The 25,180-nt window shown below is 75.2% G+C and carries 18 protein-coding genes; 9 read left to right on the top strand and 9 right to left on the bottom strand.

Annotated features, from left to right (window positions below):
- Window positions 1-87: 87 nt before the first annotated feature.
- The 4 genes from EDC50_RS10060 to EDC50_RS10045 all read right to left on the bottom strand — a co-directional run bounded on the left by EDC50_RS10060 (window position 88) and on the right by EDC50_RS10045 (window position 5,805).
- Window positions 88-3,261 carry an efflux RND transporter permease subunit gene (locus tag EDC50_RS10060; protein ID WP_123770325.1) on the bottom strand — a complete coding sequence of 1,058 codons (3,174 nt, stop codon included), beginning with the start codon at window positions 3,259-3,261 and terminating at the stop codon, window positions 88-90.
- A 191-nt stretch (window positions 3,262-3,452) separates the two neighbouring features.
- A complete protein-coding gene (locus tag EDC50_RS10055; RefSeq protein ID WP_242003104.1) occupies window positions 3,453-4,646 on the bottom strand; it encodes an efflux RND transporter periplasmic adaptor subunit in 1,194 nt (397 codons plus the stop codon).
- Window positions 4,643-5,551, bottom strand: a complete 909-nt coding sequence (locus EDC50_RS10050; protein WP_123770324.1) for an SDR family oxidoreductase — start codon at window positions 5,549-5,551, stop codon at window positions 4,643-4,645. The genes EDC50_RS10055 and EDC50_RS10050 overlap by 4 nt, the downstream gene beginning before the upstream one ends.
- The gene (locus tag EDC50_RS10045; RefSeq protein ID WP_123770323.1) at window positions 5,548-5,805 is read right to left on the bottom strand and encodes a hypothetical protein; all 258 of its coding nucleotides are present in this window, start codon (window positions 5,803-5,805) and stop codon (window positions 5,548-5,550) included. Before EDC50_RS10045 ends, EDC50_RS10050 begins: the two co-directional genes overlap by 4 nt.
- Before the next feature lie 191 nt (window positions 5,806-5,996).
- Between EDC50_RS10045 and EDC50_RS10040 the strand changes: the two genes are divergently transcribed.
- Window positions 5,997-7,079, top strand: a complete 1,083-nt coding sequence (locus tag EDC50_RS10040; RefSeq protein WP_123770322.1) for a LysR family transcriptional regulator — start codon at window positions 5,997-5,999, stop codon at window positions 7,077-7,079.
- An 85-nt stretch (window positions 7,080-7,164) separates the two neighbouring features.
- Here the strand turns inward: EDC50_RS10040 and recD are convergent, their stop codons facing one another.
- Genes recD through recC form a run of 3 tightly spaced genes read right to left on the bottom strand, consistent with a single transcriptional unit; the run spans window position 7,165 to window position 15,991 of the window.
- Window positions 7,165-9,012 carry an exodeoxyribonuclease V subunit alpha gene (gene recD, locus EDC50_RS10035; RefSeq protein WP_123770321.1) on the bottom strand — a complete coding sequence of 616 codons (1,848 nt, stop codon included), beginning with the start codon at window positions 9,010-9,012 and terminating at the stop codon, window positions 7,165-7,167.
- The gene (locus tag EDC50_RS10030) at window positions 9,009-12,626 is read right to left on the bottom strand and encodes a UvrD-helicase domain-containing protein (protein WP_123770320.1); all 3,618 of its coding nucleotides are present in this window, start codon (window positions 12,624-12,626) and stop codon (window positions 9,009-9,011) included. The genes recD and EDC50_RS10030 overlap by 4 nt, the downstream gene beginning before the upstream one ends.
- On the bottom strand, window positions 12,623-15,991 hold the full coding sequence (gene recC, locus EDC50_RS10025) for an exodeoxyribonuclease V subunit gamma (RefSeq protein ID WP_123770319.1): 3,369 nt from the start codon (window positions 15,989-15,991) through the stop codon (window positions 12,623-12,625). The genes EDC50_RS10030 and recC overlap by 4 nt, the downstream gene beginning before the upstream one ends.
- 295 nt (window positions 15,992-16,286) lie before the next feature.
- Here recC and EDC50_RS10020 point away from each other — a divergent pair, with 295 nt between their 5' ends.
- The 6 genes from EDC50_RS10020 to EDC50_RS09995 all read left to right on the top strand — a co-directional run bounded on the left by EDC50_RS10020 (window position 16,287) and on the right by EDC50_RS09995 (window position 20,847).
- On the top strand, window positions 16,287-17,075 hold the full coding sequence (locus EDC50_RS10020; RefSeq protein WP_123770318.1) for an ABC transporter ATP-binding protein: 789 nt from the start codon (window positions 16,287-16,289) through the stop codon (window positions 17,073-17,075).
- Window positions 17,076-17,208: 133 nt separating this feature from the next.
- On the top strand, window positions 17,209-17,958 hold the full coding sequence (locus EDC50_RS10015; RefSeq protein WP_123770317.1) for an MlaE family lipid ABC transporter permease subunit: 750 nt from the start codon (window positions 17,209-17,211) through the stop codon (window positions 17,956-17,958).
- 167 nt (window positions 17,959-18,125) lie between these two features.
- Complete coding sequence (gene mlaD / locus EDC50_RS10010) at window positions 18,126-18,680, top strand: outer membrane lipid asymmetry maintenance protein MlaD (RefSeq protein WP_123770316.1); 555 nt, start codon at window positions 18,126-18,128, stop codon at window positions 18,678-18,680.
- 25 nt (window positions 18,681-18,705) lie between these two features.
- A complete protein-coding gene (locus tag EDC50_RS10005) occupies window positions 18,706-19,368 on the top strand; it encodes an MlaC/ttg2D family ABC transporter substrate-binding protein (RefSeq protein ID WP_123770315.1) in 663 nt (220 codons plus the stop codon).
- A 1-nt stretch (window position 19,369) separates the two neighbouring features.
- Window positions 19,370-19,648 carry an STAS domain-containing protein gene (locus EDC50_RS10000; protein WP_123770314.1) on the top strand — a complete coding sequence of 93 codons (279 nt, stop codon included), beginning with the start codon at window positions 19,370-19,372 and terminating at the stop codon, window positions 19,646-19,648.
- Between the two features lie 74 nt (window positions 19,649-19,722).
- A complete protein-coding gene (locus EDC50_RS09995; protein WP_123770313.1) occupies window positions 19,723-20,847 on the top strand; it encodes an MlaA family lipoprotein in 1,125 nt (374 codons plus the stop codon).
- Between the two features lie 336 nt (window positions 20,848-21,183).
- On the opposite strand, the gene EDC50_RS09990 is transcribed toward EDC50_RS09995, so the two are convergent.
- Window positions 21,184-22,554: a DNA recombination protein RmuC gene (locus EDC50_RS09990; RefSeq protein WP_123770312.1), complete on the bottom strand. Its 1,371-nt coding sequence runs from the start codon at window positions 22,552-22,554 to the stop codon at window positions 21,184-21,186.
- A 96-nt stretch (window positions 22,555-22,650) separates the two neighbouring features.
- On the opposite strand from EDC50_RS09990, the gene EDC50_RS09985 reads away from it, so the two are divergent.
- Window positions 22,651-22,998, top strand: a complete 348-nt coding sequence (locus EDC50_RS09985; protein WP_123770311.1) for a GFA family protein — start codon at window positions 22,651-22,653, stop codon at window positions 22,996-22,998.
- Window positions 22,999-23,179: 181 nt separating this feature from the next.
- Here EDC50_RS09985 and EDC50_RS09980 read toward each other — a convergent pair whose 3' ends face one another.
- Window positions 23,180-24,145, bottom strand: a complete 966-nt coding sequence (locus EDC50_RS09980) for a LysR family transcriptional regulator (protein ID WP_123770310.1) — start codon at window positions 24,143-24,145, stop codon at window positions 23,180-23,182.
- Window positions 24,146-24,234: 89 nt separating this feature from the next.
- Between EDC50_RS09980 and EDC50_RS09975 the strand changes: the two genes are divergently transcribed.
- Entirely contained in the window at window positions 24,235-25,155 is a 921-nt protein-coding gene (locus EDC50_RS09975) for a DMT family transporter (RefSeq protein ID WP_123770309.1), read from the top strand.
- The last annotated feature ends 25 nt before the right edge of the window (window positions 25,156-25,180 follow it).

Below are 25,180 nucleotides of genomic sequence, written 5' to 3'. Positions count from 1 at the left end.
ACGAAGCGGGCACGGCGCAGGGCGCCCGGCCGGGGGGAGAAGGAGGAGCGCCGGTTGCGCTCGCTCCCCGCGCCTCCCCCCGCGCGCCTATCCCTTGACGACGTGCGCCTCCAGCGTGGAGTGGCCATGGCTGACCAGCGGCCGCCCGGCCAGCTTGCGCAGGGCGACGTAGAACACCGGGGTCAGGAACAGCCCGAACAGGGTCACGCCAAGCATGCCGGCGAACACCGTGATGCCGGTCACCGAGCGCACTTCGGCGCCCGCGCCGTGCGACAGCACCAGCGGCACGGTGCCGGCGATGAACGCGATCGAGGTCATCACGATCGGGCGCAGGCGCAGGCGGCAGGCTTCCAGCGCCGCCTCGACGATGCCCTTGCCCTGCATCTCCAGCTCGCGGGCGAACTCGACGATCAGGATCGCGTTCTTGCACGCCAGGCCCATCAGCACCACCAGGCCGACCTGCACGAACACGTTGTTGTCGCCGCCGGTGAGCCACACGCCCAGCAGCGCCGAGAGCATGCACATCGGCACGATCAGGATCACCGCCAGCGGCAGCGTCCAGCTCTCGTACAGCGCGGCCAGCACCAGGAACACCAGCAGGATCGCCAGCGGGAACACGATCAGCGCGGCCTTGCCCTGGGTCGCCTGCTGGTAGCTCAGGTCGGTCCACTCGATGGTCATGCCGTTGGGCAGCACCTTCGCGGCGATGTCGGTCAGCGTTTGCATCGCCTGGGTCGAGGACAGCACGCGCGGGTCCGATTCGCCGGCCAGGTCCGCGGCCGGGTAACCGTTGTAGCGCAGCACGGGGTCGGGGCCGTAGGTCTCCTTGATCGTGACCATCGAGCCGATCGGCACCATCTCGCCGCGCTCGTTGCGGGTGCGCAGGTTGGCGATGTCCTCGACGCTGTCGCGGTACGGCGCGTCGGCCTGCGCGATCACCTGCCAGGTGCGGCCGAACTGGTTGAAGTCGTTGACGTAGGCCGAACCCAGGTAGGTCTGCAGGGTGTCGAACAGCTCGGTCAGCGGCACGCCCTGGGCCTTGGCCTTGACCCGGTCGACCTCGGCGTCCAGCTGCGGCACGTTGGCCTGGTAGCTGGTGATCGGGAAGGCCATGCCCGGGGTCTGCGCCACCGTGCCCTGCATCGCCTGCACCGCGCTCTGCAGCGCGCCGTAGCCGAGGTTGCCGCGGTCCTCGATGAAGGCCTGGTAGCCGTTGCCGTTGCCGAGGCCGAGGATCGGCGGCGGCATCATCGAGAACGCGAAGCCTTCCTGCAGGCCGGCGATCTTCTGGTTGATCTCGGCGTTGATCTCCGCGGCGCTGCGGCCGCCGCGCTCGGCGAACGGCTTGAGCGGCAGGAACACCACGCCGGTGTTGGGCGTGTTGGTGAACTGCAGCGCGTTCAGGCCGGGGAAGGCGATCGAGTGCTCGACGCCCTCGGTGGCCATGGCGATGTCGCTCACCTTGCTCAGCAGTGCGTCGGTGCGGGCCAGCGACGAGCCTTCCGGCAACTTCACGCCGGCGATCAGGTACAGCTTGTCCTGCACCGGGATGAAGCCCGGCGGCACCACCTTGAACATCAGGCCGGTGGCCAGCAGCAGACCGGCGTAGACCGCGAACACCGCGCCGCGGCGGCCGAGCGTGCGCGAGACCGCGCCCTGGTACTTGTCCGAGCTGCTCTTGAAGAAGCGGTTGAACGGGCGGAACAGCCAGCCGAACAGGCGGTCGATCAGGCGCGTGGCGCGGTCCTTGGGCGCATCGTGCGAGTGCAGCAGGCGCGCCGCCAAGGCCGGCGACAGGGTCAGCGAGTTGATCGCCGAGATCACCGTCGAGATGGCGATGGTCACCGCGAACTGCTTGTAGAACTGGCCGGTCACGCCGGACAGGAACGCCATCGGCACGAACACCGCGCACAGCACCAGCGCGATCGCGATGATCGGGCCGGACACCTCCTTCATCGCCTGGTGCGCCGCTTCCAGCGGGGTCAGGCCCTCCTCGATGTTGCGCTCGACGTTCTCCACCACCACGATCGCGTCGTCGACGACGATGCCGATCGCCAGCACCAGGCCGAACAGGGTCAGGGTGTTGATCGAGAAGCCGAGCAGGTACAGCGCGGCGAACGTGCCCACCACGGACACCGGCACCGCGATCAGCGGGATGATCGAGGCGCGCCAGGTCTGCAGGAACAGGATCACCACCAGCACCACCAGCGCGATCGCCTCGAACAGGGTCGAGACCACCGCCTTGATCGAGTCGCGCACGAAGATCGTGGTGTCGTACACGGCCGCGTACTCGATCCCCGGCGGGAAGCGCTTGGACATCTCGTCCATCTTCGCCACGACCTCGTCGCGGATCTGCAGCGCGTTCGCGCCCGGCGCCTGGAAGATGCCGATCGCCACCGCGTTCTTGCCGTCGAGCTTGGCGCGCAGGGTGTAGTCGCCGGCGCCGAGCTCCAGGCGGGCCACGTCGGACAGGCGCACCACTTCGCCGCCCTCGCCGCTCTTGATCACGATGTTGCCGAACTCCTGCTCGCTGCGCAGGCGGCCCTGGGCGTTGATCAGGGTGAGGAACTGGCTGTTCGGCATCGGCTCGGCGCCGAGCTGGCCGGCCGAGACCTGCACGTTCTGCTCGCGCATCGCCCGCACCACGTCGCCGGCGGTCAGGCCGCGCGAGGCGATCTTGTCCGGGTCGAGCCAGGCGCGCATCGCGTAGTCGCCGCCGCCGAAGATCTGGGCGTCGCCCACGCCCTGGACGCGCGCCAGCTCGTCCTTGACGTGCAGGCGGGCGTAGTTGCGCAGGTACAGGGTGTCGTAGCGGCCGTCCGGCGAGGTCAGGTGCACGACCATCAGGAAGGTCGGCGACTGCTTCTGCACGGTCACGCCCTGGCGGCGCACGTCCTCGGGCAGGCGCGCCTGCGCCTGGGCGACGCGGTTCTGCACCTTGACCGCGGCGTCGTCCGGGTCGGTGCCCGGGCGGAAGGTCACGGTCATCTGCAGCACGCCGTCGGAGCCGGCCACCGACTTGAGGTACATCATGTCCTCGACGCCGTTGATCGCCTCTTCCAGCGGCGTCGCCACGGTCTCGGCGATCACCTTCGGGTTGGCGCCCGGGTACACCGTGCGCACCACCACCGACGGCGGCACCACTTCCGGGTATTCGCTGATCGGCAGGATCGGTATCGCGATCAGGCCGGCGGCGAAGATCACGATCGACAGCACCGCGGCGAAGATCGGCCTGTCGATGAAGAACTTGGAGAAGTCCATAACGGGTTTCCTCTGCGGCGCGCGGCCGCAAGATCCTGGGCTGCGCCGTCGCCGGCGCAGGAATGCGGGGAGCGGCTCCCACCGCGTGCGGAGGGAGGTCGCGAGGCACGAGGCGCGCGCGCCGCAGCAGCCGGCGCGGCGGCCTCAGTCCTGTGCGGCCCTTCCCCGCGGTCGGGGAGGGGCCGCGCGGGTCACTTCATCGCCACGCGGCCGTCCGGCGGCGGCGCGCCCATCGCGATGGTCTTCGGCGCCACCGGCATGCCCGGCATGAACACCTTCTGCACGCCGTGCACGATCACCTTGTCGTTCGCCGCCAGGCCGGACTGGACCACGCGCAGGCCGTCGATCATCCGGCCCAGCACCACGTCCTTGCGCACCGCGGTGTTGTTCGGGCCGAGCACGTAGACGTACTTGCGGTCCTGGTCGGTGAGCACGGCCTTGTCGTCGATCAGCATCGCCTTGAACTCGCCGCTGCCTTCCAGCTGCACGCGCGCGAACAGGCCGGGGGTGAAGATCCGGTCCGGGTTGCGCAGCACCGCGCGGGCGCGGATCGTGCCGGTGGTCGGGTCGACCTGGTTGTCGACGAAGTCGACCGTGCCCTGGTGCGGGTAGCCCTGCTCGCTGGCCAGGCCGACCCGCACCGGGTTCTTCGACGCGGCGCGTTCGCCCTTGCGGGCCAGCTCCTGGTAGCGCAGGAAGCTCTGCTCGTCGCTTTCGAAGTAGACGTAGACCGGGTCCTGCGAGACCAGCGTGGTCAGCAGGGTCGCGTCGGCCTGGGCCAGGTTGCCTTCGGTGACCATCGCCCGGCCGGCGCGGCCGTCGATCGGCGCGCGCACCTCGGTGAACTGCAGGTCCAGGCGCGCGTTGGCGAGCGCGGCCTCGGCCGCGCGCACCGCGGCGTCCCCTTGGGTCAGCGCGGCGCGGCGGCTCTCGAACTCCTCGCGCGAGATCGCCTTGGCCTCGAGCAGGGTCCTGGCGCGCTCGTCCTGGGCGCGGGCGAGGCGGGCCTCGGCGCGGGCGCGCTCGAGGTCGGCCTCGGCCTGGGCCAGGCGGGCGCGGTACGGGCGCGGGTCGATCACGAACAGCAGGTCGCCTTTCTTGACCTCCTGGCCTTCCTGGTAGGCGACGCGCTGCACGTAGCCGGACACGCGCGGGCGCAGCTCGACGGTCTCGACCGCGGCGACGCGGCCGGTGAACTCGTCCCATTGCCGGACCGGCTTGGTCAGCACCTGGGCGACGCTGACCTCGGGCGGCGGCGGGTGGCCGGCGGCGGGCTCGGCCTGGCTGCTGCACGCCGCGAGCGCGACGCTCAGGGCCAGGCTCGCCGCCAGGGCGAGGGCGGGGATCCCGGTTCCGGACCGGGCTGGCGTTTTGCGGGGCATCATGGGGGCGAAGGTTCCTGAGGGTTGGAGTTGGAAGAGGGAGACGAGATCGCGTTGCGGTCCGTGACCAGCAGGTTGCGCAGCAGCGTGCGCGCGTCCTGCAGACAACGTGCTGGCAGCAGATCGGCCGTGGGCGCGTCGGCGCCGGATCCGGCCGCATGTCCCTGCGTCGATCCGGCGGGCGCGGAATCGACACCGGCGTCGCCGGCGGCGTCCGGGTAGCGCACCACCGCGTCCGGCCGCGGCGGCCCGTGGGCGCCGATCAGCGCCAACGCGCGCTGGCCGACCGCGAGCGCGCTCGGCCACTGCGGGCAGGCGTGCTCGCGGTTGCGCTCGGTGCACACCGGCCGCTCGATCGCCAGCAGCTGCACGCGCACGCCGAGCGGCCGGGCCTCGTCGTGCAGCACCCGGGCGAGCATGCGCAGCGCCGCCTCGGCGACCGAGCGATGGCCGTAGCCGGCCCACGGGTGCTCGCTGCCGGGGCCGCCGATCAGCACGTAGCCGCCGCCGCGCTCGCCCGCGGCCAGCAGCGGCATCAGGTGGCGGGCCGCGGCCAGGTGCGGCAGCAGTTCCTCGTCGAGCTTGCGGCGCAGGAACGCGGCCGGACGGTCGAGCAGGCGGCCGCGCTCGGGATCGCCGCAGATCGCCGCGACCACGCCGGCGAAAGGCCGCCCGAGCCGGCGCAGCGCGCGCGCCAGGCGGGCGCCGTCGGCATCGCCGGTGACCGCGCCGACCACGGTGTGCAGCTCGGCGCCGGGATGGCGGTCGCGCAGCGCCTGCAGTTCGGCGCGGTCCGCGGCCACCGCGACCACCGGGCGGCCCTGCTCCAGCGCGGCCTGGACCACGCCGCGGCCGATGCCGCCGGTCGCGCCCAGCACCACCAAGGGCGGCGAAATCGTCCCGCTCATGGGACATTTACTCCCGTGCACGGGACAGTGGCGACATCGCCGCGCAACCTGCGCAGCGCCGCGGCCACCCCCAGCAGCAACAACGCCGCCGGGAGCGCGAGCACGAACGCCAAGATCCAGGCCAGCAGCAGGAATTCCGCCGATCCGGCCGGCAAGCTCGCCCGAACCGCGCGGGACGCGACCGCGAACAACGCCCCCATGCCGAGCAGCATCAGCGGCAGGTAGGCGTAACGGAGGGGGCGGGAGGCGGGCATGGCGGGGGAGGGAGTCGGGGGAATCCGCGACACAGGCTAGGGCCGCGTGCGGCACTTGATTAGCCGGTAAATGAGGGAATAATTGTCCCGGCGACGGGTCAATGACCCCGCGCTTCCTTGCCGTATCGTCCTACCGGCGTTCGCGCGCGCCGCCTCCTCCCCCTCCCGCGCGCCCCCACCGGAGCCTCGTCATGGCCCGCGATCTCAACGACACCCTGATCTTCGTCAAGGTGGTCGAGCACGGCAGCTTCATCTCCGCGGCGCGCGCGTTGCAGCTGCCCAAGACCACCGTCAGCCGCAAGGTGCAGGAACTGGAAGCGCGCCTGGGCGCGCAACTGCTGCACCGCACGACCCGCAAGCTCGGCCTGACCGAGGCCGGCAACGTCTACTTCGAGCATTGCCAGCGCATCGCCCGCGAACTGGACGAGGCCGAGAGCGCGGTCAGCCAGCTGCAGGGCGGCCCGCGCGGGTGGCTGCGCTTCACCGCGCCGTACTCGATCGGCATCACCTGGATCGCGCCGCTGCTGGGCGAGTTCCACGCGCGCCACCCGGAGGTGCGGGTGGACATGGTGCTGAGCAACGACAACGTCGACCTGATCGACCAGGAGATCGACGTCGCCCTGCGCGGCGGGCCGCTGCCGGATTCGAACCTGATCGCGCGCCGGCTCGCCACCTTCCGCACCCAGGTCTACGCCAGCCCGCAGTACATCGCCCGCCACGGCGAACCGCTGCACCCCGACGACCTGCAGCACCACCGCACCCTGGCGATGCCGAAGTTCCGCCGCAACGGCCAGTACTTCTGGCCGCTCAGCGACGGCACCCGGCTCGACGACTACCGCATCGACCCGGTGCTGGTCGCCAACGACCCGGCGCCGCTCACCGGCGCGCTGCTCTGCGGCGAGGCGCTGATGCTGGCCAGCGACGTCACCGTCAAGGCCTACGCCGAGCAGGGCTACGTGCAGCGCGTGCTGGCCGGCTGGACCGGACCGGACTACGCGTTCAACGCGGTGTTCCCGCGCGGCCGGGTGCAGTCGCCGAAGGTGCGCGCCTTCGTCGACTTCCTGGTCGAGCGGCTGAACTTCGATGCCGACTACATGCAGGTGCTCTGCCCGGACGCGCGCGCGCGTTGCCAGGCGGCCAAGCAGGCCTCGAGCGAGGCGATCAAGGCGGAACTGGCGAAGGTGGTGCGCCAGGCCAGGACCAAGCGCGCGCCCGCGCCGGAGGCGCCGGCGGAAGCCGAGGCGGGCGAGGGGCGCGACCCGGCGCTGGCGTAGCCGCCGGCGCCATCGAACCGCGGCGCGCATCCCGCGCGACGCCCGCGGCGCGGCCGCAGGCGCCGCGAGGCCTCGCGGTCGGCGTTCAGCGGACGGCGCCGGCCGCCGCGTCCGCCGGCGGCTCGCGCAGGCGCCAGGCCAGGCCCGACACCCGCTCGGCGCGCCGCGCCAGCGCCGCGCGCAGCACCGCCTCGCCGGCGCACAGGTGCAGCGCCTCGCGGGCGCGGGTGAGGCCGGTGTACACCAGCTCGCGCGACAACGTGCGCGCGTCCTGGCGCGGCAGCAGCAACCACACGGCATCGAACTCCGAACCCTGCGCCTTGTGCACGGTCATCGCGAACGCGCCGGCATGCGCCGGCAGCGCCGCCGGATGGAAGCCGCGCACGCCCTCCGCGCCGGCGAACCACACCACCGGCGCGCCGCCGGGGTCGCGCAGGCACACGCCGACGTCGCCGTTGAACAGGCCGTGGCGGTAGCTGTTCTCGGTGACCAGCAGCAGGCGGCCGTGGAAGTAGGGCTCGCGCTGCGCGCCGGCCAACGCCTCCTCGATCCGCGCGTTGAGCTGCGCCGCGCCCCACGGGCCCTCGCGCAGCGCGGTCAGCAGCCGGGCGCGGCCGGCCAGCGCCAGCGCCTGCTCCGCATCCTCCGCGGCGAGCAGCGCGCGCCACGGCGCCAGCAGCGCCTCGCGGAGCGCCGGCGCGAGCGGGTCGTGGATCCCGGCGTGGTAGTGCACGCCGCGCAACGTGCCCGACTGCAGCAGCGCCAGCGCGCGTTCGCCGTCGCCGGTGCGCGCGGCGTCGGCCAGCGGCGCCAGCTCCAGCGCCGACGACTGCCGCCAGCCGCGGCGCAGGTGCACGCGGTGCCCGGCCAGCGGCGCGTCCTCCGCCGCGGCGAACAGGTCGCCGGTGGCGGGCGCGCCGAGCAGCGGCGCCAACGCGGCCTCCACCGCGGCCGGCAGCGTCGCGCCGTCGCCGCTGGCGGCGACGATCGCGGCCAGCACGTCGCCGGCCTCCACCGACGGCAGCTGGTCGGGGTCGCCGACCAGCACCAGCGCGGCGCCGTCGGGCACCGCCTCGGCCAGCTTGCACATCAGCGGCAGGTCGACCATCGAGGCCTCGTCCACCACGACCACGTCGTAGGGCAGCGGATGCGCGGCGTCGTGGCGGAAGCGCGGCCGGTCCGGGATCGGCCCGAGCAGCCGGTGCAGGGTGCGCGCCTGCAGCGGCAGCGCCTCGCACAGCGCCGGGTCGACGCCGGCCGCCCGCAGCTGCGCGGCGGCCTGCTGCAGGCTCTGGGCGATGCGCTCGGCGGCGCGGCCGGTGGGCGCGGCCAGGGCGATGCGCGGCGGCGCGCCGCCCAGCCGCCGGCGCTGCGCGATCAGCAGCACCAGCAACCGCGCCAGGGTGGTGGTCTTGCCGGTGCCGGGGCCGCCGGTGACCAGCAGCAGCGGCCGCAGCAACGCCAGCGCGGCCGCGCGCGCCTGGCCGCCGTCGTCGCCGCGCGCCTGCGGGAACAGCTGCGCGAACAGCGGCGCCAGCGCGGCGAGGTCGCCGGCCCGCGCGGGCTGCCGCGCGATCGCGCGCAGGCGCGCGGCCAGGCGCCGCTCGTACTCGCGGTAGCGGCGCAGGTAGAGCAGGTCGCGCTCCAGCACCAGCGGCGCCTGCGGATCGGCTTCGGCGTCGGGCGCCGGCGCGGCGATCCAGGGCGAGGCGCGCAACGCCTCGCGCCAGGCGGCGGGCGGCGGCCAGTCGCCGTCGAGCAGCGCCTGCGGGCGGCGCAGGTCGAGGCCGGCATGGCCGGCGCTCACCGCCAGCGAGGCCAGTTCGGCCGCGCGCAGCACCTGCGGGTCGGTCGCCGGGTCGAGCCGGCGCAGCGCCGCGGCGAAGGCGCGGTCGACCGCGCGCACGCCGCGCTCCGGTACCGGCGCGCTCATGCGCGGCCTCCGCCCGGCGCGAACAGCGCGTCGGCGGCCTCGACCAGCGCCGCCGGGAAGCGCAGCGCGACCACGCCGCGCTGCGGGTCCTCCGCGCTCAGTCCGCGACAGAACAGGTAGTGCACGCCGCCGAAGTCGCGCTCGTAATCGTAGGCCGCGCCGCGGCGCAGGCGCAGCCAGCGGTGCAGCGCGACCACGTACAGCAGCGCCTGCAGGTCGTACTCGCTGCCGCGCATCGCCTGCGCCAGCGCGGCCGGGCCGTAGTCGGGCAGCAGGTTGGACTTGTAGTCGAGCACGTACAGCCGGCCGTCGTGGCGGTAGACCAGGTCGATCTTGCCGTTCATCAGCCCGCTCAGGCGCGGCCAGGCGCCGAAGCCGCGGCGGTCGAGGGCGACGCCGTGCGCGTGCAGCAGCGCCAGCAGCGCCTCGCCGTCGGCGTCGGCGAGCGCGAAGTGGAACTCCATCTCCACCCGGCGCGCCGCGGCCGGCAGCTCGCACAGCCGCACCGGCGCGGTGCCGGGCGCGGCGGGCAGCGGCGCGTTGAGGGTGCGCGCGACCAGCGGCGCCAGCTCGCGCACGCCGGCATCCAGGTCCGCGTCCGGATAGTCCTGCGCGCGCAGGGCGCGGCGCAGCGGCGCGTCCTCGCCGGCGGGCGGCGTCTCGCCGGCGTGGCCGCGCCAGCGCGCGAAGTCCACCTGCTCCAGCGCCAGGTGCAGGGCGTTGCCGAAGCGGGTGCCGCCGAAGCGCACCGGGCCGGCCGGCGCCGCCGCCGCGAGCGGCCGCTCATCGTCCGCCGGCGCCTCTTCGACCAGCGCCTGGGCGCCGTGCGGGCGCTGCCGGTGCAGCTGGCTGAAGCTGTGGATCCACCAGTCGCGGCGCAGCGCCCGCTGCGGTCGCCGCGGCGGCGGCACCGCGGGCGCCGGCGCCGGCGGCAGGCGCAGCGGCGCCTCGGCGGCGGGCAGCGGCGCGTCGACCAGCTGCAGGCGCGGGCCCAGCGCGGCGCGCAATGCATCGCCCGGCAGCTCGCCGCCGAGCAGGCGGTGCAAGGCGGTATCCGCGTTCTTGGCCAGCGCGCCGCCGCACAGCCACAGCAGGTCGCGGGCGCGGGTCAGGCCGACGTAGAGCAGGCGCATGTCCTCGGCCGCCTCCTCGGCCCGGGCGCGCCTGCAGGCCTCGTCCCAGGCCGGCGCCCCGGCGTGCGCGAACGCGGTCCTCCACTGCCGCACGCGCTGGCCGCTCTCGTCGTGGTAGTCGACGAAGGCCTTGCCGTTGCCGTTGCGCCGGCCGATGCCGGCGAACGGCAGGAACACCAGCGGGAACTCCAGGCCCTTGCTCCGGTGCAGGGTGAGGATCTGCACGCGGCCGGCGTCGGATTCCAGGCGCGGCTGCTGGTGCTCGTCGTCGGCGTCGGCATGGGCGATCGCCGCCTGCAGCCAGTCGAGCTGGCCCTGCACGCCGAGCCGCTGCGCGCGCGCCTCCTGCATCAGCTCGGCCAGCTGCAGCAGGCTGGTCAGCGCGCGCTCGCCGTCGGCGCGCGCGAGCAGCTGCGGCGCCTGTCGCGCCAGCACCTCGGCCAGCAGCGCCTGCGGGCCGTGGCGCTCCCAGCGCAGCCGCCATTGCATGAATCCGTGCTGCCACTGCCGCAGCGCGGCGCCGTCGTCCTCCAGCGCCGCCAGCGCGGCGGCGTCGAAGCCGAACAGCGGCGTCGCCAGCGCCGCGCGCAGGCGGCGCTCGTCGCCCGGCGCGGCCAGCGCCAGCAGCAGCGTCTGCAGGGTCCGCGCGTGCTCGGTGGCGAACAGGCTGCCGCGGCCGGCGCTGACCGCCGACACCCCGCGCCGCGCCAGTTCCTCGCGCATCGCCGCGGCCTCGCGGTGCTCGCGCACCAGCACCGCGCAGTCGCGCGGCAGCAGCGGCCGCAGCGCGCCGTGCTCGCGCCGCTGCGCGCGGCCCTCGCGCGCCTGGCGCAGCAGTTCGGCGATCGCGTCGGCGCACAGCCGCGCGGCGTGGCGGGTGGACTCGGCCTTGTCCCACTCCTTCTGCTCGACGTGCCCGTCCTTCTCGGCCTGCCGCGGCGGCACGCGGCGGAACACCAGCGCCGGCGCCGGCGCGCCGTCGAGCCGCAGGTCGCCGTCGCAGTCGCCGTCGCGGCCCGGCAGCGAGGGCTCGAAGCGGATGCCGGCGCCGAGCGCGCCCTCCAGGTGCGGCTGCGCGAACAGCGCGTTCACCGCCGCCAGCACGCACGGCCGCGAGCGGAAGTTGTGCCGCAGCGGCGCCGCCAGCGCGGCGCCGTCGCGGGCCAGCAGGTAGGTCTCGACGTCGCCGCCGCGGAAGCGGTAGATCGCCTGCTTGGGATCGCCGACCAGCAGCAGGCCGCCGTCGCCGAACAGGCGTTCGAAGATCGTCCACTGGCGCGCGTCGGTGTCCTGGAACTCGTCGACCAGCACCAGCCGGAACTGCTCGCGCAGCGCCGCCGCCAGCCGCGGCGCGAGCGCCGGGTCGGTGGCCGCCGCGTGCAGCGCGCCGATCAGGTCGTCGTAGTCGCGGTAGCGGAACGCGCGCTTGTCGGCGGCGTCGCGGGCGCGGGCGGCCGCGCGCAGGGCGTGCAGGCGCTGCAGGTCGGCGGCCTCGCGCCAGGGCGCGAGCGCCTCGCGCGCGTCCAGCAGCGCGGCGAGGGCGCCCGACAGCGGCGTCTGCGGCGGATGGCGGCCCTTGTTGCTGCCCTCGGCGAGCGCCGCGGGGGTGTAGCGGGCCAGGCGCTCGGGCCAGTCGGCGGGCGGCGCCTCGCGCGCGGTCGCCGCCTGCAGCCAAGCCCACAGGGCGTCGAGCTGCTCGCGCTTGTAGCGGGTGCCGTTGAGCGCCTTGCCGGCGATCGCCGCGGCGAACGCGGCGTGGGCGTCCTCGCCGTGCGCGGTGAAGGCGGCGCGGAAGTCCTGCCAGGCCGCGCGCAGGCGCGGGCGCGGGTCCGGCGGCAGCGTCGCGGGCGGCGCCGGCAGCAGCGGCTCGGGCGCGAGCAGCGCGCCGAGCGCGGCGGCGAGCCCGTCCGGGCTGCGGAAGTGGCGCTGCAGGAACTCGGCGCCGTCGGCGTCGCGCGCGCGTTCGCGCCACAGCGTCACCGCCAGCGCGCTGCGGCCGGCCGCGTTCGCCGGCACCACCTCGGCGGCGAGCAGCGGCTCGCCGGCCTCCAGCGCGTGCTCGGCCAGCACCCGCTGGCAGAAGCCGTGGATGGTGGCGATGACCGCCAGGTCCATCTCGCGCTCGGCCCGGGCCAGGCGCAGGCGCAGCGCCGGCAGCGCCTCGCCGGCGGCGAGCGCGGCCTGGATCAGGCGGCGCAGCAGCGCGGTCTCGGCCTCGTCGCCGGCGCGCTCGCCGGCGTCGCCCTCGCGCCATTGCGCGGCCAGCTCGGCGGCGCGCTGCAGGCGCAGGCGCACGCGCTCGTGCAGTTCGGCGGTGGCGGCGACGGTGTAGGTGACCGCGAGCACCTGCGGCACGCGCAGCCGGCCGACGATCACCGCGCGCGCGAACAGCCCGGCCAGCGCGTAGGTCTTGCCGGTGCCGGCGCTGGCCTCGATCAGGCTGCGCGCGTCGAGCGGGGTGTCGAACACGGTGGCGCTCATGCGCCGGCCTCCGGGTCGGGCGCGGCGCCGTCCTCGAGCGCGGCGAACAGCGCGGTGGCGAGCGCGGCGAAGTCGCGGCGCGACTGCGCGTCGTCGTCGAGGAACGGGTCGCGGCCGCGCAACGCCAGGCGGGTGGCCGGCGTGGCCTCCGGCGCGCCGGCCCGTTCGCCACCGACCCAGCAGTCGCGCGCGGCCTTCAGCGCGGCCTCGGCGTCGCCCTTCCTGGCCCAGGCGCGCACGAACGCGTAGCCGGCCTTGGGCAGGAACGGCAGCGGCTCGCGCAGCGCCCGTTCGCGCAACGCCAGCAGCCAGGCCAGCGCCGCGCGCGCCCGCGCCGGCGCCAGCGCCGGCGGCGTGCGCCACTGCGGCGGCGCCTCGGCCTCGGGGCGGGCCAGTTCGTGCAACTGCAGCCCGGCGCAAGCCGCGCACAGCCGGTCCAGGCCGTGGCGCAGCGCGTGGCCGCCGTGCAGCCCCTTCGGCCGCAGCGCCACCCGCAGCACGCGCCGGCCGTGGACGCCGTCGAGGCTGGCGTGCAGCGCGCGCCCGCCGCCGCAGTCGATCGCGACCGGCACGCGCGCGCCTTCGGCGCCGAAGCCGGCCTCGAGCGTCATCGCCGCGAACGGTTCGACCTCGTCCAGCAGCGCCGCGACCGTGGCCAGGCCGTCGGCCCCCGGCGCGGCCAGCGCGCGCGCGACCAGCCGCGGGTGCAGCCGGCGCGGGTCCGGCCGCGCGCCGGCGCGCAGCCAGGCCGCGAACACCGCTTCGCGCAGCTGGTACTGCGCGAGCGCATCCGGCGCGCCGAGCGGCTCGTGCTCCGGCAGCGGCGGCTCGTCGTCCGGCAGGCGCAGGCCGAGGCCGTCCTGCAGGTAGACCGCGTGCGGGCGCAGCAGCGCGCGGCGCAGGCGCTCCAGCGCCAGCACCGGCTCGCCCTCGCCGCGCGGCGGCAGGCGCAGCGCCGGCGCCGCGAACGGCGGCGGCGCGGCGGCCCCGGGCGCCTCGCGCGCGGCCGGGTGCCAGCGCTCGTCGTAGCTGAAGCGGCGCGGCTCCAGGCCGCCGGGCAGGCGCTCGCCCTCGTGCGGCGCGCCGAACGCCGCCGGCGCGAACGGCTGCAGCGCGTGCCGCACCACCAGCGCCTCGCGCACCGCCTCGCGTTCGCCGGCGTGGTAGCGCGCCGCGGCGTCGAGCAGCTCGCTGACCAGCGCCGAGGGTTCGCGGCGCGCGTTGTCGCGCGGGTCCATGCCGCACCAGCTCAGATAGAACGCGCGCCCGGCGGAGGCGAACAGCTGCAGGAACAGGTAGCGGTCGGCGTCGCGCCGCGAGGGGTCGCCGACGCGGCGCTCGCGGGTGTCGAGCGCGCGGGCGATGCGGTTGAGCGGGTCGCGCGGGTCGCGCGCCGGGAACGCCTGCTCGTCCAGGCCGAGCAGGCAGATCACCCGGAACGGGATCAGCCGCATCGGCACCATCCGGCCGAAGCAGACGCCGCCGGACAGGAACGGCGCGCGCGCATCGGCCTGGCCGAGCGCGTCGCGCAGCTGCGCCAGCACCACCGCGTGCTCGACCGGCGCGTCGTACCCGGCCTCGCGCGCGCCGTCGGCGAACGCCGCGACCGCCTCGCGCAGGCGCCTGAGCGCCGCCGCGTCGGCGCCGTCGCGTTCGGCCGCGAACGCGTCCTCGAGCAGCGCCTCCAGCGCCTGCTGCCAGGCGGCCGGCGGCTGCGCGGCGGCGAGGCGGGCGCGCGCCTCGCGCAGCAGGGCGAGGAAGCGCAGCAGCGCGTCCAGCGCATCGGCCGCCTGGCCTTCCAGCTCCGGCCACGGCGCGACCGCGCCGATCTCGGCCTCGGCGCCGCTGGCGTAGCCCAGCAGCAGGCGGTCGAGCGCGAACTCGAAGGTGTAGGCGCCGTCGCCGCCGGCGTGGTGCGCGGCGCGGTCGGCGGCGTCCAGGCCCCAGCGCGCGCCGGCCGCCTGCAGCCAGTCCTGCAGCGCGCCGCGGTCGGCGTCGTCGACGCCGAAGCGCGCGGCGATCGCCGGCACCGCGAGCAGGTCGAGCACGTCGGCCAGGGTCGGCGCGCGCAGCGGCAGCTCGAGCAGGCGCAGGAACGCCTCCGCCACCGGCGCGCTGGCCAGCGGGCTGGTGTCGGCGATGGTGTAGGGCAGCTCGCGCGCGGTGCCGAGCGCGCCGCCGAACACCGCCTCGACGTGCGGCGCGTAGCGGTCGATGTCGGGCGCGAGCACGGCGATGTCGCGCGGCTGCAGCGGCGGCTCGCCCGGCGGCGGCGGCGCCTCCAGCAGCGCGCGCAGCTGGTCGTGCAGCACCTGCACCTCGCGCAGCGGGGTGTGGCAGGCGTGGAACTGCAGGCTGGCGTCGCCGCGCTCGACCGCCGCGCGCGGCCAGCCGGGGCCGGGCTCGCCGGCCAGCGGCGCGCGGTTGTCGAGCACGTCGGCCTGCAGGCGGCCGAGCAGGGTATCGCGCGGCGGCTCGGCGTGCGGCGCCAGTTCGAAGCGCGGCGCCACCGCCTCGCCGCCGAGCAGCGCGGCGACGAAGTCGCGGCCGGCCAGGCCCCAGGCCGCCAGCAGCGGGTTCGGTCCGCCGTCGCCGCCGCCGAGGAAGGCGTCGTCGTCGGCCGGGCGGTACGCGTCCCAGCGCGACAGGTCGCCCCAGAACGCGCGCGCCGGCGTGTGCAGGTAGAAGTGCTGCTCGCCGGCGCGGGCCTGGCTGGCGATCACCTGCAGCACGTCCGGCGAGACGTTCTGGCAGGCGAACACGAACAGCCGCGGCGGCATCGCCGCGGGCGGCGGCGCGTCGGCGGCGCCGAAGCGGCGCAGGTAGTCGTCGATGCGGCGCGCGCGGTGCGCCCGGCCGCGGCCGACCCGCCGCCACAGCGCGGCCTGCCAGTCGCCGCCGTCGGCGCCGCGCTCCCAGCGCAGCAGCCAGTCGCGGCGCCAGGCCTGGTAGCGCTCGTAGGTGTCGGCGAGCGCGCCGGCCAGCGACCAGGCGCGCAGCGGGTCCGGTTCGGCGAGGAAGCCCGCCAGCGCCGGCGGCGGCGCGGTGCGCAGCTCGCGCAGCAGGTGCCAGCGCAGCGTCGGTGGAGCCAGGCGATCGCCCTCGGGCGCGGGGCCCAGGTGGGCGTCCAGCACCTCGTCGACGAACTCGCCCGGGGTGAGGAAACGCAGGTTGGCGCAGACGCCCAGCCGCTCGGCCAGCGCCTGCTGCAGCCAGCGCCGCATCGAGAACTGCGGCACCAGCACCGTGTCCGGGCGCAGCCAGTCGTCGCCGGCGGGCACCGCGGCGACCTGCTCCGCCAGCAGCCCGGCCAGCACCTCCAGCGCATTGGAGTGGTAGAGGCGGAAATCGGCGGCGACGGGCATAGCGGCACATCTTGCCCGCTCGCGTCTCGCCTGCCGAGACCGGCGCGGGATCGCGCGCGCGGCGCGGCCGGCGGCGACGCCAAGACCGCCGCCGCGACGCCGCGCGGGGGCGCGGGCGCGCGCACCGCGGCGCGGCGCGATGTTTAAGGCCGCCCCAATAACCGCGTCGTAGGCTGCCATCGCCCGCAGGTCGAGCTTTCCCGCTCGACCTGCGACAATCGCCCCGTAATCGTTCAGCTTCTTCCGGCCAAGCTGTTGCGCTTGGTCGCCGCTCGACCGCCGAACCGCGAACCGCATGCGCCACGAAGGCCCCATCGTCCGCCTCCGCCAGCTCCGCCTCGACCGAGGCGGCCGCACCGTGCTGCGCGACGTCGACCTCGAGGTGCCGCGCGGCCGCGTGGTCGCGGTGCTCGGCCCTTCCGGCAGCGGCAAGTCGACCCTGCTGGCGGCGCTGACCGGCGAGCTGGCGCCGGCCGCCGGCTCGGTGGAAGTGCTGGGACAGCCGGTGCCGCAGGGCCGCCGCGCGCTGCTGGAGCTGCGCAAGGGTATCGGCGTGCTGCTGCAGGGCAACGGCCTGCTCACCGACCTCACCGCCGCCGAGAACGTCGCCTTGCCGCTGCGCGCGCACACCGCCCTGCCGGAGCCGGTGATCCGCCGCCTGGTGCTGATGAAGCTGCACGCGGTCGGCCTGCGCGCCGCCGCCGACGCCTATCCGCGCGAGCTGTCCGGCGGCATGGCGCGGCGCGTGGCGCTGGCGCGCGCGCTGGCCCTGGACCCGCCCCTGATGATCTACGACGAGCCGCTGACCGGGCTGGACCCGATCGCCTCGGGCGTGGTGATGGACCTGGTGCGCCGGCTCAACGACACGCTCGGCCTGACCAGCATCGTGGTCACCCACCACGTGCACGAGACCCTGCCGGTGGCCGACCACGCGATCGTGATCGCCAACGGCGCCATCGTCTTCTCCGGCACGCCGGCGCAGCTGCAGGCCAGCGCCGACCCGCTGGTGCGGCAGTTCCTCAACGGCGAACCGGACGGGCCGATCGCGTTCGACGCGGCGCCGCGGGCCTCGGAGGCGGCATGAGCACGCCCCCGGACCGGCTCGCCGCCCGCCCACCGTCCCGGCCCGCGCGCATGCCGCGGCGCGGGCGCCGCGCGCCGCATGCCGCCCTGCCGCCCCGCGCGCGCGGCGGATCAACGCCCTTGGAGACCGCCTGATGCCCTTCGTCGCCGCGACCCGTTCGCTCGGCCGCGCCGGCCTGTTCTCGCTGTCGGTGCTGCGCGCGTCCAAACCCACCGCCGACTTCTTCCGCGAGCTGGTGCGCGAAATCTACAAGATCGGCGCGCGCTCGCTGCCGATCGTCGCGGTCGGCGGCGCCTTCGTCGGCCTGTCGGTGACCCTGCTCGGCTACCGCGCGCTCGACACCTACGGCGCCTCCAACCAGGTCAGCGCGATGCTCGGGCTGGGCCTGTACCGCGAGCTCGGCCCGGTGCTGACCGCGCTGCTGTTCATCGGCCGCGCCGGCAGTTCGATCGCCGCCGAGCTCGGCCTGATGCGCGCCACCGACCAGATCACCGCGCTCGGGCTGATGGCGATCGACCCGGTCGGCAAGGCAGTGGCGCCGCGCTTCTGGGCCGCGGTGCTGTGCGTGCCGCTGCTGACCGGCTTCTTCTGCAGCCTGGCGATCAGCGCCAGCTACTTCGAGTCGGTGCACGTGATCGGGCTGGACGCCGGCATGTTCTGGCAGGTGATGAAGGACAGCGTCGACTCCGTCGACGATTTCCTGATGGCCTTCGTCAAGGCGGCGGTGTTCGGCGCCACCGCGGCGCTGGTCGCCGCCTACGTCGGCTACCACGCCGAGCCGACCATCGAGGGCACCTCGGTGGCGACCACCCGCGCGGTGGTCAACGCCTCGCTGCTGGTGCTGATGTTCAACTTCGTCATGTCCGCTTTTCTTTTCAAGTGAACCTGGGCCACGGATCGACGCGGATGCGCACGGATGAAGCGAAGGCGACGGCTGCCGCGTCCAACCGCGCGGTTCCGGGGCCGGGCCGGAGGCGCCCGCGGCCCCGGCTCCCGCTCGATCCGTGCCTATCCGCGCCCTTCGCGGCAGCAACCTCCAACGAGTGACCCATGAGCATCCGCGCACCCCGTATCGAATTCGCCGTCGGCGCCTTCCTGCTGCTGGCCCTGGCCTCGCTGCTGGTGCTGGCCCTGGCCTCGACCAACGGCCGCTGGGGCCTGGGCAGCGACACCTATCCGCTGACCGCGCGCTTCACCAGCATCGGCGCGCTGCGCCCGAACGCGCCGGTCAAGATCGGCGGCGTCGCCATCGGCCACGTCGCCGCGATCGACGTCGATCCGGTCAAGTTCGACACCGTGGTCACGCTGGCGATCAGCAAGCGCTACGACAAGCTGCCGGCCGACACCGCCGCGAGCATCCTCACCAGCGGCCTGCTCGGCGAGAGCTACGTCAACCTGGCCCCGGGCGGGGATCCGGACCCGCTCAAGCCCGGCGACGAGATCTACCTGACCCAGTCCGCCGTCGACCTGATCCAGCTGGTCGGCAAGTACATGTTCAGCGGCGGTGGCGGCGCCGGCGCCGACAATGCCGCGACTCCCGCCGCGCCCGGCCCGGCCGAGAAGCCCGCCGGCGACGACGTTCCCGCCTATCTGCAAGGCCAGTGACGCCCCCACTCAGGACGAACCCATCATGAAGCGCACGCCTGTTTCCCTGATCCTCTCCGCCGCGCTGCTCGCCGTCGCCCCGGCCGCGACGCTGGCCCAGTCCGCGCCGGCGCCGGCCGCCGCCGCGGCGCAGACCCCGAGCCAGCTGGTGCTGAGCAATAGCACCCGCATCCTCGCCACGCTGGAGAAGCGCCGCGCCGAGTTCACCCAGAACCGCGCCGCGCTGCGCCAGTTCATCGCCACCGAGTTCGACAACGTCTTCGACCGCGACTACGCCGCGCGCCTGGTGCTCGGCGCGCACGGGCGCGGCGCCTCGGACGCCGACGTCAAGCTGTTCGCCGACGCGCTCACCGACAGCCTGATGCAGCGCTACGGCTCGGCCCTGCTCGACCTGAACTCCAAGCTGCAGGTGCGGGTGAAGTCGGAGACGCCGATCCGCGGCGGCGCCATCGTCAAGGTCTCCAGCGAGTACCTGCGCCAGGGCGGCGAGCCGGTGCCGGTCGACTACCTGATGCGCAAGACCGGCAGCAGCTGGAAGGTGTTCGACGTGATGGTGGAAGGCGTCAGCTTCGTGCAGACCTTCCGCAACCAGTTCGACGCGCCGCTGCGGCAGAAGTCGATCGCCCAGGTCGCCGCCGACATCAAGGCCGGCCGCCTGCAGGCCCAGCCGCAGACCGGCAACGACTGACATGAGCGCGTCCGTGCGCCAGGAAGGCGACGCGCTGGTCTTCGCCGGGCCGCTCGACCGCGCCGCGGTGGCGGCGCTATGGCCGCGGCTGCGCGCGCTCGCGCCGCCGCCGCGCCGGTTCGACCTGCGTGCGGTCGAGGCGGTCGACAGCGCCGGCCTGGCCCTGTTGGCCGAGCTGGCGGAACGCGCCGGCGGCGCCGAGCTGGTCGGCACGCCGCCGGGCCTGGCCGAGCTGCGCGCCGCCTACCGCCTCGACGCCGGCCTGGCGTTCGCCGGCTGAGCGCGGACGCAGCGTTCCATCGGCCGCGCCGACCGCCGCGCGCGCCGCCCCGTTCCGAGACCTAGACTGCGACCATGCGCCTTACCGCCCCCGTCATCGCCCTCGCGCTCGCGAGCCTGCCGCTGGCCGGCCACGCCCAGGATCTCCCGCCCCCGGTCGCGCAAGCCGTGGCCGCGGCGCCGTGCCCGCAGGCCGCGGACCCCGGCGCCGCGCCGGACTGCACGCCGGCGGGCGCGGATGCGCCGGCGCCGGCCACCGAGCCGGTGCCGCCGGAGACCGGCGAGCCCGCGGCGGCGACGGGCGCGGACGCACCGGCCGCGGCTCCGGCCGGCACCGCGCCCGCGGTTCCGGCCAGCGCGGAGGCCGTGCCGGCGCCAGGCGCCGCCGCGGCGCAGGATCCGCGCACCGAGGCCGAGCGCGACTTCGACGCGCTCTACGGCCGCAACGGCTACAACCCGGTCGCCGACCCGAGCCTGCCGGCGCCGGCGGCGGTGCCCGCCGCCTACGATCCCTGGGAGGGCTACAACCGCCGGATGCACCGCTTCAACAACGCGGTCGACCGCGCCGTGGCGCGGCCGCTGGCGCGCGGCTACGTCAAGGTGGTGCCGCGGCCGGTGCGGCTGGGCGTGAGCAACTTCTTCGACAACCTGCGCCAGCCGGTGTCGGCGCTGAACGCGCTGCTGCAGGGCAAGCCGAAGCAGGCCGGGCAGTCGCTGGGCCGCTTCCTGCTCAATTCCACCCTCGGCATCGGCGGGCTGTTCGACCCGGCCACCGACGCCAAGCTGCCGAACAAGAGCGAGGACTTCGGCCAGACCCTGGGCGTGTGGGGCTGGAGGAAGTCGCGCTACGTCGAGCTGCCGCTGTTCGGCCCGCGCACCCTGCGCGACACCTTCGGCCTGGCCGCGGACGCGCCGCTGAGCCCGGTGCGGCAGATCGAGGAGGACCGCGTGCGCGTCGGCCTGCAGGGCCTGCAGCTGGTCGACGTGCGCGCGCAGCTGCTGGCCACCGACAGCTTCCGCGAAGGCGCCGAGGACGACTACACCCTGGTCCGCGACGCCTGGATGCAGCGCCGCGACTACCAGATCTTCGGCGACCGCATCAACGGCGACGAGGCGAGCCTCCCCGACTACCTGCGCGAGGAGAACAACCCGACCGTGCCGGTGGACGCGATGCCGATCACCCCGATCGACGGCACCTGAGGGCGGGCCGCGTCCGCGCGGCCGCGTGCGGACGCAAGCGCGGCGGCGCCTCGCGTCCGGCGCGGATCGCGGCTCGAAGGCGACATCGCAGCGCCTGCGGCGAGCGCCTGCCGTCGAGTCGGGCCCCGCCACGTCGTCGAACGCGGTGAGGGACCTGCGCGCGCGCAGGGTGGTCGCGCGGCGATCGGTCATCGCGCGACATCGCACCCGTTATTCGACCAGCGCGGCCCTCGCCCGGGGCCCCGCCCGGAACCGCGGCACGCCCGCGCCGACCGGGCCGCAACGCGGCGCGCCCAGGCCCCTTGTCCCCGTGCGTTCGAATCGCCCCGCGAGCGCTCAGTCCTCGTCGCCGCCGTCGAGCTCGACGCCGAGCAGGCGCTGGCTGTCCTCGGCCGGCAACGCCTCGACCTCGCGCAGCTTGCGCGTCAGCACGCGCGTGCGGCGCCCGGTCTCGTCGATCTTGTTGCTGGCCTCGTCGAGCTTCTTCTTCACCGCGTCGAGCACCGCGCCGAACTTGGCGAACTCGGTCTTGACCGCGCCCAGCGTGCGCCAGACCTCGCTGGAGCGCTCCTGGATCGCCAGCGTGCGGAAGCCCATCTGGAAGCTGGTCATCAGCGCCAGCAGGGTGGTCGGGCCGGCGACCGCGATGCGCTGCTCGCGCTGCAGCGCCTCGACCAGTCCCGGCCGGCGCAGCACCTCGGCGTACAGGCCCTCCGTGGGCAGGAACAGGATCGCGAACTCGGTGGTGTGCGGCACCGCGACGTACTTCTCGCGGATGCGCGCGGCTTCCTGGCGCACGCGCCGCTCCAGCGCCTCGCCGGCGGCGCGCGCCGCGTCGGGCTCGCCGCGCTCCTGCGCGTCGAGCAGGCGTTCGTAGTCCTCGCGCGGGAACTTGGCGTCGATCGGCAGCCACACCGGCGCCTCGCCGCTGGAGCCGGGGAAGCGCACCGCGTATTCGACCCGCTCGTTGCTGCCCGGCACGGTCGCGACGTTGGCGGCGTACTGCTCCGGCGCGAACACCTGCTCGAGCAGCCCGGCCAGCTGCACCTCGCCGAAGATGCCGCGCGACTTCACGTTGGTCAGCACCCGCTGCAGGCCGCCGACGTCGGCGGCGAGCTTGCTCATGTCGCCGAGGCCCTGGTGCACCTGCGCCAGCATCTGCGCGACGTGGCCGAAGCTTTCCGACAGGCGCGTCTCCAGCGTGGCGTGCAGCTTCTCGTCGACGGTGGCGCGCATCTGCTCGAGCTTGGCGGCGTTGTCGGCCTGCAGCTCGCGCAGCCTCTGCTCCAGCGTGGCGCGCATCTCGCCCAGGCGCAGTTCGTTGCCGCGGCCGAGTTCGGCGATGCGCAGGTCGAGCGCGGCGGCGAAGTCGCGCAGCGACTGCGCGTTCTCGGCGCGGGCCTTGCGCGCGTCCTCGGTCAGCGCCTCGCGCAGCACGTCCAGGCGCTGGTCGGTGCGCACGGTCAGGTCGGTCAGGCGCGCGCCGAAGCCTTCGATGCGCTGTTCCTGCTGCGCCGACAGGCTGTCCAGCAGCTGGCGCAGCTCGCCGCGGCCGGCGCGCTGCTCCTCGCGCAGGGCCTGCTCCAGCCGCGCGAGCAGTTCGACGTGGCCGTTGCCCGGGCGGCGCAACAGCAGGACGACGAGCAGGACCACCGCGACCACGACCGCGATCAGCAGCAGCAACAGGAGCAGGGAAACGTCGGGCATGGGCCTAGTGTAAGCGCCGCGTTCGCAGCGGCTGCGACCGGCGGCGGCATAATGCGCCGGCCGCCGATGCCGGCGGCGTCCGGACGGAGAGCGACGATGGCGTATTACCAAGGCAGCTGCCACTGCGGGGCGGTGAAGTTCGAAGTGGACGGCGAGATCGACGGCGCGCTGTCCTGCAATTGCTCGATTTGCCGGCGCAAGGGCGCGCTGCTGTGGTTCGTGCCGCGCGCACGCCTGCAGGTGCGCGGCGAGGACGCGCTGGCCAGCTACACCTTCAACCGGCACGTGGTCCGCCATCGCTTCTGCCGCACCTGCGGCATGCATCCGTACGGCGAAGGCGTCGGCCCCGACGGCCAGGCGATGGCGGCGGTCAACCTGCGCTGCCTGGAAGACATCGACCTGGCGGCGATCCCGGTGCGGCAGTTCGACGGCCGCGCGCTCTGAGGCCGGCGCCTTCCGCTGGCGTGCCGGCGCGCGCCGGGCCGGCCCTGCGCCACGGATTTGCGCGGGCGCGCGGACCGCGCACCGGAACGCGCCGTCCCGCGCGAGACGCGGCGGGCGGTGCGCCGCGCAGTCCAGGCCGGGCGGCCGCGTCCGCCGCGGCGACACCGCCGGGATCACGGCGTCACCGCGGATCGGCACCGTCCGCGGCGCGGCGCCAGCCCGGCTGCGCCGCCCAGCGCGCAGCGAGGAAATCGACGAACGCGCGCACCTTCGCGGGCACGTAGCGGCGCTCGGGCATCACCGCGTGCAGGCTCAGCGCCGGCAGTTGCCAGTCCGGCAACACGATTTCCAGCCGCCCGGCGGCGACGTCGTCGGCGACCACGAACTCCGGCACCCGCGCCAGGCCGCCGCCGGCCAGCATCGCCGCGCGCAGCGCCAGGCTGGAGTTGGCCTCCATCCGCGTCGCCAGCGCCACCCGCACGGTCTCCTCGCCGCGGCGGAACTGCCAGGCGCGGCCGGTCGGGTTGTAGGAGTAGTGCAGGCAATCGTAGCCGTTGAGCTGGTCCGGGTGGCCGGGGCGGCCGTGCCGTTCGAGATAGTCCGGCGCCGCGCACAGCAGCACGCGCACGTCGCACAGCCGCCGCGCGACCAGGCTGGAGTCGCGCAGCTGGCTGCCGAAGCGGATCGCCAGGTCGTAGCCCTCCAGCACCAGGTCGCGGGCGCGGTCGTCGAGCTGCAGGTCGAGGTCGATCGCCGGGTACTCGCGCAGGAACGCGCTCACCCACGGCGCCACGTGCAGCAGGCCGAAGCTCATCGGCACGGTCACGCGCAGCCGGCCCTGCGGCACGGTCTGGGTGTCGGCGACCGCGTTCTCGGCCGCGCGCGCCTCGGCCAGGGCCGCCTGCGCGTGCAGCAGGTAGGCCTGCCCGGCCTCGGTCAGGCTCAGGCGGCGGGTGGTCCGGTGCAGCAGGCGCGCGCCCAGGCGCCGTTCCAGCGCCGCCACCTGCTTGCTGACCGCGGCCTTGGACAGCCCCAGGTTCTCGGCGGCGCGGACGAAGCTGCCGAGCTCGGCGACCCGGACGAAGGCGAGCAGGCCGGCCAGGTCGAGCGGTGCGCCCGGCGCCCGCGCGGACGGGATTGTCGACATGGGGAAACAGTCTAGCGACGCCGGGGCCGATTATCCGCACGGCCGGAACCCCTAACCTCGCCGCATCCCTGCCGCGCCAAGCCGCCGCCATGAACGCCCTGGCCACCCGCCTCGCCCTGACCCTCGCCACCGGCAGCCTGGTCGGCGCCGGCTTCGTGCTGGCCAAATTGTTGCTCAACGCGGGCGCCAGCCAGGCCGCCATCGCCTTCGTCCAGCTGGCCGGCGCGGCCGCGCTGATGCTGCTGGCGCTGGGCCTGGGGCGGCGCCTGCCGCCGCGCGACGGGGTCCATCTGCGCTATTTCCTGGCCTCGGCGCTGATCGGCATCGCCGCGGGGCCGCTGCTCGGCAACTGGGTGCTGGCGCGGATCCCGGCCGGGGTGTTCACCGTGCTGGTGACGCTGTCGCCGATGTTCACCGCGCTGTTCAACGCCGCGCTCGACCGCCGCTGGCCGCCGGCGCAGACCCTGGCCGGCACCGGCCTGGGCCTGGCCGGGGTGCTGCTGGTGCTGGTGCCGCGGGCGCAGGCGGTCGACGCCGAACAGGGCCTGGCGCTGGCGGTCGCGGTCGGGGTGCCGATGCTGCTGGCCGCCGGCAACGTCTACCGCTCGCGGCGCTGGCCGGCCGGGCTGGCGGCGCCGGCGGCGTCGGCCGGCACCCTGGCGCTGCAGGCGGCGCTGCTGGCGCCGCTGTTCCTGGCGGGCCTGCGCGGCGCCGGCGGTGCGGCGCTGCTGCCGCTGTGGCCGCTGCTGGCCGGGCTGGTGGCGGTGACGATCGCCTCGCAGCTGGCCGGCGCCTACCTGCAGAAGCGGGCCGGCGCCGCCGCCTACAGCCAGATCGGCTACGTGATCGCGCTGACCGGCGTGGCCGCGTCCGCGCTGCTGTTCGGCGAAGCGCTGGGCGCGCTGTTCTGGCCCGCGCTGGCGCTGGTGTTCGCCGGCATCGTGCTGACCAATCGCGCCCCGGCCGCGGCCCCGGCGGCGACCATGCCGGCGGCGGCCGCGGCGCGCTGATCGCCGCTCCCGGAGGCGGGAACCG

Source organism: Vulcaniibacterium tengchongense (genome assembly GCF_003814555.1).
Taxonomy (GTDB): domain Bacteria; phylum Pseudomonadota; class Gammaproteobacteria; order Xanthomonadales; family Xanthomonadaceae; genus Vulcaniibacterium; species Vulcaniibacterium tengchongense.
Note: the sequence above shows the minus strand (reverse complement) of the source record. Positions and strands in the feature narration are given on the sequence as shown.

What these genes read in the sequence shown, in the direction of transcription:
- EDC50_RS10020 (WP_123770318.1), top strand. Translation starts at nt 16,287, where the DNA reads ATGCGCCACGAAGGCCCCATCGTCCGCCTCCGCCAGCTCCGCCTCGAC.
- EDC50_RS10030 (WP_123770320.1), bottom strand. Translation starts at nt 12,626, where the DNA reads ATGAGCGCCACCGTGTTCGACACCCCGCTCGACGCGCGCAGCCTGATC.
- EDC50_RS10000 (WP_123770314.1), top strand. Translation starts at nt 19,370, where the DNA reads ATGAGCGCGTCCGTGCGCCAGGAAGGCGACGCGCTGGTCTTCGCCGGG.
- EDC50_RS10050 (WP_123770324.1), bottom strand. Translation starts at nt 5,551, where the DNA reads ATGAGCGGGACGATTTCGCCGCCCTTGGTGGTGCTGGGCGCGACCGGC.
- EDC50_RS09975 (WP_123770309.1), top strand. Translation starts at nt 24,235, where the DNA reads ATGAACGCCCTGGCCACCCGCCTCGCCCTGACCCTCGCCACCGGCAGC.
- EDC50_RS10045 (WP_123770323.1), bottom strand. Translation starts at nt 5,805, where the DNA reads ATGCCCGCCTCCCGCCCCCTCCGTTACGCCTACCTGCCGCTGATGCTG.
- EDC50_RS10060 (WP_123770325.1), bottom strand. Translation starts at nt 3,261, where the DNA reads ATGGACTTCTCCAAGTTCTTCATCGACAGGCCGATCTTCGCCGCGGTG.
- EDC50_RS10015 (WP_123770317.1), top strand. Translation starts at nt 17,209, where the DNA reads ATGCCCTTCGTCGCCGCGACCCGTTCGCTCGGCCGCGCCGGCCTGTTC.
- EDC50_RS10055 (WP_242003104.1), bottom strand. Translation starts at nt 4,646, where the DNA reads ATGATGCCCCGCAAAACGCCAGCCCGGTCCGGAACCGGGATCCCCGCC.
- EDC50_RS10040 (WP_123770322.1), top strand. Translation starts at nt 5,997, where the DNA reads ATGGCCCGCGATCTCAACGACACCCTGATCTTCGTCAAGGTGGTCGAG.
- recC (WP_123770319.1), bottom strand. Translation starts at nt 15,991, where the DNA reads ATGCCCGTCGCCGCCGATTTCCGCCTCTACCACTCCAATGCGCTGGAG.
- EDC50_RS09980 (WP_123770310.1), bottom strand. Translation starts at nt 24,145, where the DNA reads ATGTCGACAATCCCGTCCGCGCGGGCGCCGGGCGCACCGCTCGACCTG.
- EDC50_RS09990 (WP_123770312.1), bottom strand. Translation starts at nt 22,554, where the DNA reads ATGCCCGACGTTTCCCTGCTCCTGTTGCTGCTGCTGATCGCGGTCGTG.
- EDC50_RS09995 (WP_123770313.1), top strand. Translation starts at nt 19,723, where the DNA reads ATGCGCCTTACCGCCCCCGTCATCGCCCTCGCGCTCGCGAGCCTGCCG.
- recD (WP_123770321.1), bottom strand. Translation starts at nt 9,012, where the DNA reads ATGAGCGCGCCGGTACCGGAGCGCGGCGTGCGCGCGGTCGACCGCGCC.
- mlaD (WP_123770316.1), top strand. Translation starts at nt 18,126, where the DNA reads ATGAGCATCCGCGCACCCCGTATCGAATTCGCCGTCGGCGCCTTCCTG.
- EDC50_RS09985 (WP_123770311.1), top strand. Translation starts at nt 22,651, where the DNA reads ATGGCGTATTACCAAGGCAGCTGCCACTGCGGGGCGGTGAAGTTCGAA.
- EDC50_RS10005 (WP_123770315.1), top strand. Translation starts at nt 18,706, where the DNA reads ATGAAGCGCACGCCTGTTTCCCTGATCCTCTCCGCCGCGCTGCTCGCC.